The sequence below is a fragment of the Marinobacter sp. B-12 genome (genome assembly GCF_056857915.1).
Genome location: NZ_JBSXOB010000054.1, coordinates 1 through 14,750, shown reverse-complemented (window position 1 = coordinate 14,750; position 14,750 = coordinate 1). Strand labels below are relative to the sequence as shown.

At 55.0% G+C, this 14,750-nt stretch carries 16 protein-coding genes and 1 tRNA gene; 10 read left to right on the top strand and 7 right to left on the bottom strand.

Going from position 1 to position 14,750, the window contains the following annotated elements; all coding sequences use genetic code 11:
* Window positions 1–21: 21 nt before the first annotated feature.
* The 3 genes from AC13D2_RS10430 (at window position 22) to AC13D2_RS10420 (ending at window position 3,439) form a co-directional block, all read left to right on the top strand.
* Window positions 22–1,128, top strand: a complete 1,107-nt coding sequence (locus tag AC13D2_RS10430; RefSeq protein ID WP_041336640.1) for a murein hydrolase activator EnvC family protein — start codon at window positions 22–24, stop codon at window positions 1,126–1,128.
* 104 nt (window positions 1,129–1,232) lie between these two features.
* Window positions 1,233–2,633, top strand: a complete 1,401-nt coding sequence (locus AC13D2_RS10425) for a S41 family peptidase (RefSeq protein ID WP_300495218.1) — start codon at window positions 1,233–1,235, stop codon at window positions 2,631–2,633.
* Window positions 2,630–3,439, top strand: coding sequence for a divergent polysaccharide deacetylase family protein (locus AC13D2_RS10420; RefSeq protein WP_420389442.1), 810 nt, complete (start codon window positions 2,630–2,632; stop codon window positions 3,437–3,439). The genes AC13D2_RS10425 and AC13D2_RS10420 overlap by 4 nt, the downstream gene beginning before the upstream one ends.
* Window positions 3,440–3,448: 9 nt before the next feature.
* Here AC13D2_RS10420 and hisF read toward each other — a convergent pair whose 3' ends face one another.
* The 5 genes from hisF to AC13D2_RS10395 all read right to left on the bottom strand — a co-directional run bounded on the left by hisF (window position 3,449) and on the right by AC13D2_RS10395 (window position 6,825).
* On the bottom strand, window positions 3,449–4,222 hold the full coding sequence (hisF, locus tag AC13D2_RS10415; protein WP_421911333.1) for an imidazole glycerol phosphate synthase subunit HisF: 774 nt from the start codon (window positions 4,220–4,222) through the stop codon (window positions 3,449–3,451).
* An 8-nt stretch (window positions 4,223–4,230) separates the two neighbouring features.
* Entirely contained in the window at window positions 4,231–4,968 is a 738-nt protein-coding gene (hisA, locus tag AC13D2_RS10410) for a 1-(5-phosphoribosyl)-5-[(5-phosphoribosylamino)methylideneamino]imidazole-4-carboxamide isomerase (RefSeq protein ID WP_292046677.1), read from the bottom strand.
* Window positions 4,962–5,603 carry an imidazole glycerol phosphate synthase subunit HisH gene (gene hisH / locus AC13D2_RS10405; RefSeq protein ID WP_292046679.1) on the bottom strand — a complete coding sequence of 214 codons (642 nt, stop codon included), beginning with the start codon at window positions 5,601–5,603 and terminating at the stop codon, window positions 4,962–4,964. Before hisH ends, hisA begins: the two co-directional genes overlap by 7 nt.
* A 53-nt stretch (window positions 5,604–5,656) precedes the next feature.
* Entirely contained in the window at window positions 5,657–6,250 is a 594-nt protein-coding gene (gene hisB / locus AC13D2_RS10400; protein ID WP_007153401.1) for an imidazoleglycerol-phosphate dehydratase HisB, read from the bottom strand.
* A 113-nt stretch (window positions 6,251–6,363) separates the two neighbouring features.
* The gene (locus AC13D2_RS10395; protein ID WP_292046681.1) at window positions 6,364–6,825 is read right to left on the bottom strand and encodes an SRPBCC family protein; all 462 of its coding nucleotides are present in this window, start codon (window positions 6,823–6,825) and stop codon (window positions 6,364–6,366) included.
* Window positions 6,826–7,010: 185 nt separating this feature from the next.
* Here AC13D2_RS10395 and AC13D2_RS10390 point away from each other — a divergent pair, with 185 nt between their 5' ends.
* From AC13D2_RS10390 to AC13D2_RS10370, 5 genes are all read left to right on the top strand, one after another.
* Complete coding sequence (locus AC13D2_RS10390; protein ID WP_482938574.1) at window positions 7,011–9,212, top strand: AsmA family protein; 2,202 nt, start codon at window positions 7,011–7,013, stop codon at window positions 9,210–9,212.
* Window positions 9,209–10,273: an A/G-specific adenine glycosylase gene (gene mutY, locus AC13D2_RS10385; RefSeq protein WP_482938573.1), complete on the top strand. Its 1,065-nt coding sequence runs from the start codon at window positions 9,209–9,211 to the stop codon at window positions 10,271–10,273. The genes AC13D2_RS10390 and mutY overlap by 4 nt, the downstream gene beginning before the upstream one ends.
* Window positions 10,274–10,325: 52 nt before the next feature.
* Window positions 10,326–10,598 carry an oxidative damage protection protein gene (locus AC13D2_RS10380; protein WP_036208753.1) on the top strand — a complete coding sequence of 91 codons (273 nt, stop codon included), beginning with the start codon at window positions 10,326–10,328 and terminating at the stop codon, window positions 10,596–10,598.
* A 106-nt stretch (window positions 10,599–10,704) separates the two neighbouring features.
* Window positions 10,705–10,780 (top strand) — tRNA-Phe (locus AC13D2_RS10375).
* Window positions 10,781–10,992: 212 nt separating this feature from the next.
* A complete protein-coding gene (locus AC13D2_RS10370) occupies window positions 10,993–12,024 on the top strand; it encodes a beta family protein (RefSeq protein ID WP_482938572.1) in 1,032 nt (343 codons plus the stop codon).
* Here the strand turns inward: AC13D2_RS10370 and AC13D2_RS10365 are convergent.
* Window positions 11,998–12,585, bottom strand: a complete 588-nt coding sequence (locus tag AC13D2_RS10365) for a sce7726 family protein (protein WP_482938571.1) — start codon at window positions 12,583–12,585, stop codon at window positions 11,998–12,000. The two genes, AC13D2_RS10370 and AC13D2_RS10365, sit on opposite strands and share 27 nt — an antisense overlap.
* A gap of 184 nt (window positions 12,586–12,769) precedes the next feature.
* Between AC13D2_RS10365 and AC13D2_RS10360 the strand changes: the two genes are divergently transcribed.
* Together AC13D2_RS10360 and AC13D2_RS10355 are read left to right on the top strand one after the other, a co-directional pair.
* On the top strand, window positions 12,770–13,807 hold the full coding sequence (locus AC13D2_RS10360; RefSeq protein ID WP_482938570.1) for an ImmA/IrrE family metallo-endopeptidase: 1,038 nt from the start codon (window positions 12,770–12,772) through the stop codon (window positions 13,805–13,807).
* Window positions 13,808–13,820: 13 nt separating this feature from the next.
* Window positions 13,821–14,474, top strand: coding sequence for a hypothetical protein (locus AC13D2_RS10355; RefSeq protein WP_482938569.1), 654 nt, complete (start codon window positions 13,821–13,823; stop codon window positions 14,472–14,474).
* A gap of 153 nt (window positions 14,475–14,627) precedes the next feature.
* On the opposite strand, the gene AC13D2_RS10350 is transcribed toward AC13D2_RS10355, so the two are convergent.
* Window positions 14,628–14,750: IS3 family transposase (locus AC13D2_RS10350; RefSeq protein ID WP_482938565.1), on the bottom strand; the 123-nt coding region annotated here is incomplete at its 5' end.

Here is a 14,750-nt window from a genome sequence, read left to right as displayed (position 1 = left end):
CGTCTTTGGCTGGCAGTGGCGATGTTTGCAGTCGTCACGCCAGCACTGGCGGAGCAACAGGTCACACCTGGCCAGATAGAAGATCTCAAGGAAGAGATTGCCGATATTGATGAGTGGCTTGCCGACGCTGAGGAAGACCGCTCCTCGCTGGAGCAACAGCTCTCCGGGCTCGAACGGGACATAGGCCGGCTCACCCGCGAACGTCGTGAACTCCGCCAGCAAGCAAGGGAACAGCAACAGCGCCTGACCGAACTTGGCGAGGAAGAGGCCGAACTCACCCGCGTGCTGGAAAGCCAGCGCGACAGCCTGAAAAAACAGATCCGCGCCGCCTGGATGGAAGGTGACGCGCCTGCCGTCAAAGTCCTGCTCAACGAGATTGACCCGGACAAGATCGCCCGCACGATGACCTACTACGAATACCTCAGCCGGGACACCATTGACCGCCTGGAGGCGTTCGCCGCCAATCTCCGCCAATTGAAAGAAACGCAGGACCAGGTTAAAGCCGGGCGACTGCGGCTGGCAAAGTTGGAAGAGGATGTAGCCGACCGCCAACAAAAGCTGAGCAGTCGCAAAAAGGAACGGGAACAAACCCTGGCTTCCCTCAAGACCGACATCAGCAACCGACTGACCGAACGCGAGGAACTGGAAGAGGACCGAAAGCGCCTGGAAAAACTGCTGCGGGAGGTCGAAGAGGCCATCGCTAACATCCCCACTCCCAATGAGTCAGACCCGTTCGGATCACTCAAGAACAAACTGCCCTGGCCGGCGGATGGCAAGGTTGTCAGTAGCTTCGGTGACAGTTATGCCAGCGGCAAGCTCAAGCACAACGGGCTGTTGATCAACACGGCCGAGGAAGGCGACGTAAGAGCCGTTCACTATGGCCGCGTGGTGTTCGCCAACTGGCTGCGCGGTTTTGGCCTGATCACCATCCTCGACCACGGCGACGGCTACATGACGCTCTACGGCCACAGCAGCAGCCTGTTCACCAGCCCCGGAGACTGGGTTGAAGCGGGCGAGGCAATTGCCCAGGCTGGTCGAACCGGCGGGACCAATGACCCCGCGGTGTATTTCGAGGTCCGCCACAACGGCAAACCGGACAATCCCCGGCGCTGGCTCGGCAACCGCTGAACCGGCTCATGCTACCTCAAAGGCTGACAAATCAGCCGGGTAACGCCATACTGTCCGGCAATACTTGGGAACAACCAGTCATCGGATTAACACAGGACATGTGAATGAGACGGGTAAGAAGTCTACACCACGCCAGCACACGCGCACTCGCCCTTGCCACCTGCTTAACCGTTCTGCCCGGCCTTGTTCATGCCCAGGAAGCCGATGAAGACACCCGACGCCTGCTGGAGGGCATCCAGCACGGTGAACAGGTGGAAATACAGCTACCCGATCCGGAAGAACAACTGCCACTGGACGACCTTCGCAAATTTGCCGAAGTATTCGGTCGCATCAAAGACGCTTATGTGGAGGAGGTGGACGACCGCCAACTCCTCGAAAGCGCGATAAAAGGCATGCTGTCGGATCTCGACCCTCATTCCACTTACCTGGCCCCAAAAGACTACGAACAGCTTGAAGAAAGCACCTCTGGCGAGTTTGGCGGTCTGGGTATCGAAGTGGGCATGGAAGATGGCTTCGTGAAAGTCATCTCGCCCATCGACGATACTCCCGCCCAGAAGGCCGGTGTGCAGGCCGGCGATCTGATTATCAAACTGGGCGATCAGCCGGTGAAAGGCATGTCGCTGGAAGAAGCCGTCAAACTGATGCGCGGTAAGCCCGGAACCGTCCTTACACTGACGATCATACGCGAGGGAGAATCCACACCGATCGAAATCGATGTGGAACGTGACATCATCAAGGTCACCAGCATCAAATCCCGCATCATCGAGAACGGCTATGGCTACGTTCGCATAACCCAGTTCCAGGCGGATACCGGCAGCCAGTTCACCAAGGCACTGGAAGCCCTGGAAAAGGAACACGGCAGTGACCTGGACGGCCTGGTGATCGATCTTCGCAACAATCCCGGTGGCATTCTTCAGGCTGCGGTCGAAGCAGCCGATGCCCTGCTGGACAGCGGCTTGATCGTTTACACGGAAGGTCGCATCCAGAGCTCGCGCCTGCGCTTCAACGCCAAACCCGGGGACGTGATGCCGGATACGCCCATTGTCGTTCTGATTAACGGCGGCTCAGCGTCTGCATCCGAGATTCTTGCGGGCGCACTGCAGGATCACCAGCGTGCCGTGGTCATGGGCACCCAGTCGTTCGGCAAAGGCAGCGTGCAAACCGTCATCCCCCTGGATGAAACCCACGCCATCAAGATGACCACCGCCCGCTATTACACCCCGGATGGGCGCTCCATCCAGGCCAAAGGCATCAAACCGGATATTGAAGTGAAGCCGGCGCAACTGACCGAACTCGACAGCCAGCCGTTCTTCACCGAGGCGGACCTCAGCGGCCACCTTGAAGGGCAAGATGAGGGACAGCAGGAGGAAACGCAAAAGCAGGAGGGCGCACAAAGTACGTCGCCGGCGGACAAGGATTTCCAGCTACGCTCCGCACTGAACCTGCTGAAGGGCCTGGGCATTCTTAACAAGCGAAACAAGCCGGCACAGGAAAGCGCGGATTGAAAGTTCTAGCAACACTGATTGCCGCCACTCTGATCGCGTTCCCGGTCATCGCCGGGGAGCACGAACGGCAGCTTCCCCCCACGATCGCCATCATTATTGATGACATGGGGCACAATCTGGTGGAAGGCGAGCGGCTGATCGCCCTGGATCAGCCCATCACCCTGGCTTTCCTGCCCTACCGCAGATATACCACCAGACTGGCGGAGTTAGCGCACCAAAGGCACAAGGAAATCATGCTGCATGCGCCAATGGCCAATACCCGCAACATTGGCCTTGGGCCCGGCGGCCTGAACCCGGATATGGACCAGAACAGTATAGCCACTACCCTGCGGCGAGCGCTTCAGTCCATTCCCCATGTGCAGGGCGTGAACAACCATATGGGCAGCCTGCTTACTCAACAACTTCAGCCGATGGACTGGGTGATGTCTGAACTCGATCACTACCCGGTCTACTTCGTGGACAGCCGCACCATCGCGTCCTCCATTGCGGGCGAAGTCGCAGCCGCTTACCGCATACCCACCCTCACCCGTGACGTCTTCCTGGATCACGAGCAAACCGAGGAATACGTGGATCAGCAGTTCGAGCTTCTTATCAAGCGGGCAAAAGAAAACGGCAGCGCTGTTGGCATTGGCCACCCCCATAAGGTGACCGTTGATTATCTTGAAAAGCGCCTGCCAGAGCTGGACGAACAGGGCATAGCCGTGGCGACCGTCAGCGGCGTATGGGCAATGAGGAATGGCAACCGGCCAATGTTCGCAGAGGGGGAAAAACGCGCGATTCGGCCAGCGTTGGCAAAGCAGAAATGAGGCCCAGCCTCAATCCCGAACCACAATCCCCTGGGCCTTCATAAACGCCTTGGCCTCTGGAATTGTATGCTGCCCGAAGTGAAAGATAGACGCCGCCAGCACAGCATCCGCACGCCCTTCCGTGACACCATCGGCCAGATGCTGAAGTTCGCCAACGCCGCCTGAGGCGATCACGGGCACCGATACAGCGTCGCTGATTGCACGGGTCAGCCCCAGGTCAAACCCGATCTTGGTGCCGTCCCGGTCCATGCTGGTCAGTAGCAATTCACCAGCACCCATGGCGGTCATGTTGCGAGCCCACTCAACGGCATCCAGGCCTGTCGGCTTGCGCCCACCGTGGGTAAAAATCTCCCATCGGGGCTCCTCTCCTTCACCACTGATACGCTTGGCATCAATGGCAACAACGATACATTGACTGCCAAAACGGTCAGCGGCCTCACGCACGAAGTCCGGATTGAATACCGCCGCAGTATTGATTGACACCTTGTCCGCCCCGGCATTCAGCAGCTTGCGGATGTCTTCAACGGTGCGCACACCACCACCCACCGTCAGCGGGATAAATACTTCAGCCGCCATACGCTCGACGGTTTCATAGGTGGTATCGCGGCTTTCGTGGCTGGCGGTGATGTCCAGGAAGGTGATTTCGTCGGCGCCCTGTTCGTTGTATTTGCGGGCCACTTCCACCGGGTCACCGGCATCGCGGATATCGACGAAGTTCACGCCTTTCACAACGCGGCCCTTATCGACATCCAGGCAGGGAATGATGCGTTTTGCCAGAGCCATAATTCGTCTTACCCCTTCAGGCTGTCGCAGAAGGCCTGTGCTTCGGCCACGTCAAGAGTGCCCTCATAGATGGCACGGCCGGTAATGGCGCCCAGGATGCCCTTGTCAGCCACAGTAGCAAGGCGCTTGAGATCATCCATATTGGTAACGCCGCCAGAAGCGATCACAGGGATACCGCCTTCTTCCGCCAACGCAGCGGTGGCTTCCACGTTCACGCCCTGCATCATGCCGTCGCGGCTGATGTCGGTGTAGACAATAGCCTCGACGCCGTCGTTGGCAAAACGTTTCGCCAGGTCGGTCGCCATGACTTCAGACACTTCCGCCCAGCCGTCAGTGGCCACACGGCCGTCTTTGGCGTCCAGGCCCACAATAATGTGGCCGGGAAAGCGCTTGCACATATCAGTAACGAATTCCGGCTCTTTCACGGCCTTGGTACCAATAATGACCCACTGTACGCCGGCTTTCAGATAGGCCTCAATGGTTTCCGCCGAACGAATACCACCGCCAATCTGGATGGGCAAATCCGGGTATTTGCGAGCAATGGCCTGGACGATTTCGCCGTTGACGGGCTCGCCGGCGAAGGCGCCATTCAGGTCAACCAGATGTAGGCGGCGGGCGCCAGCATCCACCCAGCGGGTTGCCATATCAACAGGATCGTCACCGAAAACGGTGGAGTCGTCCATACGGCCCTGGCGCAGTCGTACGCATTTGCCGTCTTTAAGGTCTATGGCAGGGATGATCAGCATGTTCCAGTCCAGTTGGTAAAGTTTTTCAGTAACTGCAGTCCCGCCCGAGCGCTTTTTTCGGGGTGAAACTGCACCGCAAAGATGTTGTCTCTCGCCACCGCCGCCGCCAGGTCAACACCGTAATGGGTACGGCCGGCAATGTCGGTGTTGCCCTCGGCTTCAGCGTAGTAGCTGTGCACGAAATAGAAGCGGTCGCCGTCGGGGATATCGTGCCAAAGCGGGTGATCCATGGCCTGGTGCACTTCGTTCCAGCCCATATGAGGCACCTTCAGGCGCTCACCATGTTCGGTAAGGTTGTCACCAAAAAAACGAACTTCCGATGGGAACAGGTCAATGCAGTCCACCCAGCCGTTTTCCTCGCTGCGGGACATCAGCGCCTGCATGCCTACGCAGATACCAAGCAAAGGTCTGTCAGCAGAGACTTCCCGCACCAGACTATCAATGCCAAGGCGACGAATTTCCGCCATACAGTCACGGATGGCACCCACGCCCGGCAGTATTACCCGGTCCGCGCTGCGGATCTGCTCGGCGTTATCGGTGACCAGAACACGGGCGTCCGGTGCGACGTGTTCAACCGCTTTGCTGACGGAATGAAGGTTACCCATGCCGTAATCAATAATGGCAACGGTTTTCATGCGAAGAGAGACTTCCTGAATCGTGGTTCTGTCTTGGTTAAGGACCGGGCCGCTTACAGCGACCCTTTGGTGGACGGGGTAATACCCGCCATTCGCTCGTCCATTTCAATGGCCATGCGCAGGGCGCGACCGAAGGCCTTGAACACGGTTTCAATCTGGTGATGGGTGTTCTTGCCCTTCAGGTTATCGATGTGCAGGGTGACCATGGAGTGGTTCACAAAGCCGTGGAAGAACTCTTCAAACAGATCCACATCGAACCCACCCACGGCACCACGGGTATAGGGCACATCCATCATCAAGCCAGGGCGGCCGGAAAGATCAATCACCACGCGGGACAGTGCTTCGTCCAGAGGCACGTAGGCATGGCCGTAACGACGGATGCCCTTCTTGTCGCCAACCGCCTGCTTGAAGGCCTGGCCCAGGGTGATACCAATGTCTTCCACCGTGTGGTGGTCATCAATGTGCAGATCGCCCTTGGAGACAATGTTCAGGTCCACCAGCCCGTGGCGGGCAATCTGATCCATCATGTGCTCAAGGAACGGCACGCCCGTGTCGAAGCTGGACTTGCCGGTGCCATCGAGATCAATCTCGACAGTGATCTGTGTTTCCAGGGTATTTCTCTCTACCCGAGCCTTGCGTTCGGCCATGGGGACTCCAAAGTCATCAGTCGGCACATGCCGGAAAAGTGTCTGCGCGCATTATACCTTTTATGATTCCCCGCGTCCCGCAATGGCCTTTATAGCCTTGATAGCGACGACCATCAGAACGCTTTCTTGAGGTTACTCATGTAGGTATCGACCAGGCTGTTGAACTCGTGCTTGATCACGGGGCTGATTGCCAGTTTCAACAGGCTCGGCAGCGGAACGGTCAGCTCGGCGCTGGTCTGAAATTTCACCAAAGTAGTGCTATCGCCTTTCTTTTTGAGGGTCCAGGAGCCTTTTACCACACCATTACCCTCGCCTTTCACCGGCTCCCAGGTAATCCTGCCGTTGTCTTTGTCCGCAAAGTACTTGCACGCGTAAACAGACTGGATGGCATGTTTATCCACGCCCACCTTTTCCATTTCCCAGCGATAAGCGTTATCCCCCAGGTCCACCAGGTTATGCACCTTGGGAAAATGGCTTGCCGATGCGGGTACGTCCGCCAGCAGCTCGAACACTTCGTCATATCCGGCGGGCAGGTCCAGTTCCCGGTTAAGCTCAATAGAAACAGTAATAGCCACTGCTTGCTCCTTTTTATCGTTGTAAGACGCGCTTTATATCGTTGTGTAGAAATAAGGTGCCTATTTTGGCTGATCACTAACGTATTGTCATACACTCAGGCTTTTATTTTGTTACCCCTGGGTTATCCTTGGGCTAATCACAAGCCCAGTTGCCGGACACGAATTAACGGAAGGACGCCAAAATCATGAAAGCTGTTCGCTATGTGGCTCTAGCCATCGTTGGCCTGCTCATTCTTGCCGTTGCCGCCGTCGCTATCGCGGTCGCCGTTATCGACCCGAACGCCTATAAGCCACAGATTGAGAAAGTGGTCGAGAACAAAACCAACCTTGACCTGATCCTGGCCGGGGATATTGGCTGGTCTTTCATCCCACTGGGCCTGGAACTGAACGACGTTGAGGCTACCCTGGAAGACGAGCGCCTGGTCAAACTTGATCAACTGGTGGCGCAGGTCAGCTTCTGGTCCCTGGTAACCATGTCGCCCCGGGTCGACACTTTCCTGTTGAGCGGGCTGGACGCCAACTTGTCCGTCGATAAAAACGGCAACGGTAACTGGACGCGGATCATGCCGGAAGGGGAAGAACAACCGCAGCAGGAAGAGCCCGCCGCGCCAGCCGAAACCGCTGCAGAGCAACCAGAAAACAGCGGCACCAGCGAGCCCTTGAACTTCAACGTAGAAAGCGTGGAAATCAGCAACGCTCGCGTTCATTACGAAGACAAGGGCACGGGCCAGGCAGTTACCCTGGAAGATTTCACCGTAAACGCCAGCGAGATCACCCTGGGCTCAAGCTTCCCGTTGAACGTGTCGTTCCGCTTCGCCACTAACCAGCCACAGTTTGAAGTTCAGGGCGACATCAGTGCCCGCCTGGCCGCCAATGAAGCCCTAAACGAATTCGGCGTGTCCGACCTGGAAGCCATCTTCAACATGAATGGCGAGCCTTTTGGCGGCGAATCCGTTCGCGCCGAAATAGCTGGCTCCCTGGAAGCCAACCTGGAAAACGAAACCGCCACGCTTAACGGCTTTACCGCCAGCCTCGCCGACCTGACTCTGAACACTGACCTGACCGTTAACGGCTTTGGTGACAAGCCGAAACTCGAAGGCAGCCTAAGCATTGACGAATTCTCCCTCAAAGCACTTCTGGCGGCCCTTGGCCAACCCGCCATCGAAACAGAGGATCCAGACGTCATGAAGGCCGTCGCTTTCTCCACCAACATCGGCGGCCCCGCCGGCACCGTGGAACTCAGCGACCTGACCATCAGCCTGGACGACACTACCTTCCAGGGCAGCGCCAGCTATGCATTAGCCAACAGCGCCATTGGCCTGAACCTCCAGGGCAACGCGATCAATGCCGACCGCTATCTGCCGCCTGCCAGTGAGGAACAGACCGAAGCGGCTGCCGAAGACGCCCCGCAAGGTGGTGGCACCCCGGCGGAAGAAGGCGACTTGCTGCCACTGGAAACACTCCGCTCGCTAGCGCTGGATATCAATCTCGGGCTGGGCGAACTGATCGTCAGTAATCTCACAATCAAAGAAATCAAATCGGTCATCACCGCACGCAATGGTGTGCTGGAAGTGCAGGACTTCAGCGGCAAACTTTACGAAGGCTCCTTCGGCGCCAAAGTTACTCTGGACGCGCGCACCGACAATCCGAAGTGGACCATCGGCTCCAAGGTCAACAACGTACAGACTCTGCCACTGCTGACCGACCTTGCTGAAGTGGACATGCTTGCCGGTGGCGCCAATCTGTCCGTGGATGTGAACACCACAGGCAATCGCATTTCCGCCCTGCGCAGTAACGCCAAAGGCGACATCAACTTCAATCTGGCCGAGGGTGAGTTCACCCGCATGAACCTCACTCGCATGGCGTGCCAGGGCATAGCACTGGCCAACCAGGAAAGCCTCTCTACATCGGACTGGGGCACCAGCACGCCGTTCAACGACATGAAGGGCACCCTCAAGATTGACGGCAATACCCTGAACAACACGGACCTTGTGGCTGCCCTTGCCGGCATGAGACTGGAAGGCGACGGCACGGTGGACCTCGCTGCTTCCGACCTGGATTACGAGGTTGGCCTGCGGATCGTCGGCGAAATCCACCGCGATGAGGCTTGCCGAGTGACCGAATACGTGGAAAACGTGGTGATCCCGGTTGAGTGCCGTGGCGACTTCGCGGAAGACCCGGCCGGCCTCTGCTCCTTCGACGGGTCACGCTTCCGCGATACCCTGAAAACGATTGCGGCCAATGCTGCAAAAGCCAAGGCGCGCGAAAAAGTGGACGAGGCCAAATCCAAAGCGGAAGACAAAGTGTCCGAAAAACTGAAAGAAAAGCTGGGTGATGAGAGTGGCGAAAAAGTGAAAGACGCCCTCAAGGGCCTGTTCGGTCAATGAACGACGGTTTTGCCCAAAAGCTTCTCGCCTGGTACGACGAAAACGGCAGGCACGACCTGCCCTGGCATCATGACCGGAACCCATACCGCGTGTGGGTTTCGGAAATCATGCTGCAGCAAACCCAGGTAACCACCGTTATCCCCTACTTCGAAGCCTTTATGCAACGCTTTCCAGATGTGAAAGCGCTCGCCTCCGCTCCGGTGGATGATGTGCTCAGCCATTGGTCCGGCCTCGGGTACTACGCCCGCGCCCGCAACCTCCAGAAGGCGGCGCAACAAGTGGTCGACCAGCACGGCGGGGAATTTCCCGGCAACCTGGAACAACTCCAGGCACTGCCCGGCATTGGCCGCTCCACCGCTGCTGCGATCCTTGCCCAGGCCTTCCAGCAACGGGCGGCCATATTGGACGGCAATGTAAAACGGGTGCTGGCCCGCTACCACGCCATCCCCGGCTGGCCAGGCAAAACCGACGTGCTCAACCAGCTTTGGGAGCGTGCTGAAGAACACACGCCCGATGCACGCATCCGCGACTACACCCAGGCCATCATGGACCTGGGCGCCATGGTCTGCACCCGCAGCCGTCCAGCGTGCGACAGTTGCCCGTTAAAGGACGGATGCGACGCCTATGCCCGCAGCGAAACCAGCCTCTACCCTGGCTCAAAACCAAAGAAAGCCAAGCCAGAGAAAACCACCTGGATGGTGATACTGGAAGATCACCAAGGTCGCATCCTGCTCGAACGCAGGCCTCCCAGTGGCATCTGGGGTGGCCTCTGGAGCCTTCCGGAACTGGACCCGGCCTATGGCCCGGAAGAACTGCCAGACGCCTGCGAACAGGTCTTCGGCTTCCACTGCGGCGAACCGGAACTTACCAGCGGCTTTCGCCACACCTTCAGCCATTACCATCTTCATATCCAGCCGGCACGGCTCACCGTGCAAAGCCCCGCGCACATCAACGATCGGGACAACCACCAGTGGGTCCACCGGGACCAGGCCCTTACCCTCGGCCTGCCAGCCCCCATTCGCACACTGCTGACCGCGCCGGAACAAACCCTCCTGCTTTGATCTGTTATCATCCCAGCATATTCAGCAACGCCACCTCCAAACAGGAGCAGACATGAGCCGCACCGTATTCTGTCGCAAATACCAGGAAGAACTTGAAGGGCTGGACTTCCCCCCCATGCCCGGCAAGAAAGGCGAAGACATCTACGAAAACGTCAGCAAGAAAGCTTGGGAAGAATGGCAGGCCCAGCAAACCATGCTCATCAACGAAAAACACCTGAGCCTGATGGACCCGAACACCCGCAAGTACCTGCAAGCGCAAATGGAACGCTTCTTCAACAACGAGCCATTCGACAAGGCCGAGGGGTATGTACCGCCAGAGAAGTAGGCACACCCAACTTGTGGAAGCGCCTATTAAAATTTTCCCGGAACGGCCTTGACTCAGGCAACCTAAACCGGTTTAATAGCGCCCCGTTGCAGCAGCACCGCAACACGCCCGGATAGCTCAGTCGGTAGAGCAGGGGATTGAAAATCCCCGTGTCGGTGGTTCGATTCCGCCTCCGGGCACCATTAGAATTCAATGACTTAGCCCGCCTTGTGCGGGCTTTGTTGTTTCTGGAATTCCGATTTGTAAGCAATATGTAAGCAATATTCGTTTTTTACTACTTCTCACCACTGAAAGGGGCACTCGACGTTGAATGACGTGTTGTGTAGAGTTTATATACTACACGAGCGCGCTAGATACCCAGTGCGAGAGTTAATAAACAAATGAAAGCGCTAACATGCCCTCAAGCTACCCTCACCACCCCGCCTACATTCCAGTAATAAAGTGGCAGCAATATGAACAGTATGCCCTCCGTCACCTCCCAGCAGAAGTTCAAGATAGAGTCACGCCCTGTATTGAAATACGCACATCAAAACAGCACCAGAATCTTGTCGACAACTATCACTCTGTTCGAGCTTCTCACACCACACTCGTCGATTACTCCGATCCCGACGGACGCTTGAGCGGTGTTAGGCTCGCCGAATTCCGAGATTTCTTAAAGATAGCAAAGACAAATAACTACTCAGTTGTCCCTACTCTTTCCCCGAATGATCTGAACAGTCTAAGCTTCCAAGACCTAAACCTCTTAGCAAGTTTTGGCGAGGTAGCTATTAGGGAAAAAATTTCTGACTTTTCACTTTCGTCAGGCCAAGATTCTCGGCTCAGGGCGGCCATAGGAAAAATAAAATCTGTCGACAATTGTAGTGCTAGGGTTCTTATCGACAAGAGCCAGGCACCGGAGGCTTGGACTCGAGCCAACTGTACCCAGCTTGCAAATGCTATAGATCAAATCGCTGCCGCTGAAATAAAGAGCATTCACCTCTTATCCGGGGCATACCCAGAGAGCTTGACCACCGTTAAAACTGGCATGGCAGAGTTCAAAAGAAACGACTGGGCTTTATGGAAGGATGTTAACAATATTTGCACGTCAAATGTGGGCTTTGGTGACTACGGGATTTTGAATCCCTATTGGACAGAAGAAACGCTAGAGTTACGAGGTCAACGTCTAGCCATAAGATATACCAGAGATCAAGACTGGCTTATCTTAAGGGCGGACGGGAAAACTCGTGATCACTCCATCGCCATTAGCCAAATCTTGGTAAACGTGTATTCCTCCGATTTCAAAGGCGCATCTTACTCTTACGGTGATAAACTGCTGGAAGAAAGAGCAGATCCCATGGTTCCCGATAAAGATAAAAAATGTGGCCATTACCACATCACTGAGGGATGGAATCATCACATATCATTTGTGGTTAAAGACCAATATTGATGACTTATCGAAACTCCTTGATCGCCGCAACAAACAAGCTCTAACCTCTGATTTTAAGGAGCTTAATGAAAGTAAATCCGCTAACCTCTGCTGGAGAATGTAGAGGCTCTTACTTCTCCAGCCACGCGCCCCCCCGTGCCTCTCTAAAACATCTAGCACCTCTTTTTTATCAAGCAACGTAACTAAAGCGTAACCATCCACATTTTGGTTGACTCGGCCATATCGAATCCGACTAAACACTGCGCTCCCGTCTGAAGGGATTAGCATAATCCCCCACCAAACTGGAACCATAGCCATAGCTCTCACAAGATGACGCTCAGAAGTCACCAAAGTCACTTTGTCAAAAACCTTCCCATACCGACTACCCTGGGAATGAAGCCTTTTTAAGGTGTCCAGATCACTTTTTATCTCATAACAGTGCATGGAACTGACATCGACCAAGTCAGCGCGCACCACCCCTCCATTGACCTGCACCTCTTCGAGATAGGCCGTGGGTGTTTTATTTCTCCGATAGCGGTCTAAATGCGAAGTTAAGGCTTCTTTGATCTGCTTCTCGTGCATTAACGTCTCAGACTCGTCATACTATGGATCGGTGGTGGATTCTACCAGAGCAAGCCGCAAAACTCAGGGCCAACCACTTCCCTCTGACGGCCCGCCCAAAAACTTTCAACACTCTACAACCTTCACTAGAAGGCAACTATGCCAACGTGAGAGAATACCCCCCAACATCTTGATGGAGGAGCCTGTGAACAAAACCACGACTCCTATTACAGCAGCAACTGCCTTTCAGCAGCTAAGTCGAGCCGGATACCCTCAAAATTATATCAAAAGGTTCCTGCCAGACTGGTGGGACAATAGCTTGATCCGCACCAGCGCCGGGTCGCTTCAGTTCGCCCTGATATTGCACCAACGCCTTGGATTGCAGATAGAGTTCATGCCTGACGGGACGATAGCAATAGCCTCGGAAGCGCCAGCCGCTAGATTTAAGCACCGTGCAGACACCAAAGAGTCTGAACTCACTCTGGCAGCAAACCTTGGCCTGGCCCTAGCAAAAACTACTCTGCACGCGGTGCGAACTACATACCGCACTCTCTCCTCGGACCCCCAGAAAGTTCGAGAAAACTGCTTGGGCAACTCGACATGCAATGTCGTTTCCTTCGAATCGCTCCTGGACCTTTGCTGGAGGCACGGCATTCCTGTGCTCTTCCTAAATTATCTCCCAAGGGGCTCGAAAAAAGTGACCGGTATGGCCGTCTCGATCAATGATCGACCCGCAATTATTTTAGGTTTTAACCACAAACAGTCCGCTCGCCAGCTTTTCGTTTTAGCCCACGAACTCGGTCACGTTTTACTCGGACATGTTGGCCAGGATTCAGTTCTACTCGATGAAGAACTGGTTGAAGTCCAAGGCAATTTGGAAGGGAGCCCTGAGGTACCGAAGGATCAACAGGAGCTGGAAGCAGATAGTTTCGCCCTGCGGCTAATAAGAGGACACGTAGATGACCCAATTGAGGAAATTGGTTCTCCGAAGTCATCTGCTGCCCTGCTCGCCAGCACGGTTCCAGTAGCCAAGCGGTATGGAATCGATCCTGGACACCTTATCCTTTCATACGCGAAGCAAAATGATGAATGGATGCTGGCTAATCAGGCTCTAAACTTTCTTCCTCGTGAGGCCGACCCCTTAGAACTAATGGAAACACAGTTTAAAAGAAATATTGATCTTGACAGCATGACCAGTGAACACGCGAACTATGTTCTTCTAACTCAAGGTTATAGTGAATAATAGGGAAGTGGTCTTGTTATTATTAGATAGCGATGCAGCAAGAAAGCTATGCCAATTCGATCTAATTGAATTTCTTCTGACATCAATCCAGTTCGAAGCTACAGAGCTAGGGGTTCTCCCCCAACTCAGGTTTCAGCTTCATCTCAACGATGAGCAGAAGGCAGAGAAGAAACTTGGCTCAAGAATAGCGTATCAGAATGCCAAAAGTTTGGTTTCGTCGGCGTTTGAAGTAGAAGTCTCAGCAGTAAGTGCAAACCCCATCCTTAACTTAGATAGACCAGATTTGGACACTGGGGAACTAACACTTTTCGCTGCTCTTTCGGAAAAGAAAGAAAGCCACTTGTTGAGTGGAGATAAGCGCGCATACATTGCTCTATCAAAGGTAGACGAATCAGATAAAATACACGAACTTTGGCCAAGATTTCTCTGCTTAGAAGAAGCCATTCTAATCATAATAGCCCACCAGGACTTCGACGCGGTCTCCGAAAGAGTAAGAAGCGACCCCGATATTGATAAGGCAGTTACGTTGACTTTCGGTGTCAGCACGCCAACTTCAAAAGAAGCTGTCGAGGCAGCCCTCACAAGCTATGTTAATCACCTGCAAAAGCAGACTTCCGGGCGGTTTATTCCGATTGCCGACCCTAGCAAAGCTCTTCAATTACAATAATGGGTCCTTCCCACCGAAGATTAAACACCACGGGGGTCGCTGAGCGCGGTTTGTGAGCATCTTCAAACTTGCACTGGCTCCACAATTCCAGCTGATCGATGTACCGTGGATATCGACCCTCTAGTACCTGACGGTTGGCAAGCCCCCGATATCTTAGACACCTGACAGCTTTGTGAAGTACTGCTTTTCGAAGTCCACCGGTGACAGCCCACCGTTATTGCCGTGTCGGCGAACCGGGTTATAGAACATCTCAATGTAATCGAAGATATCCTGCCG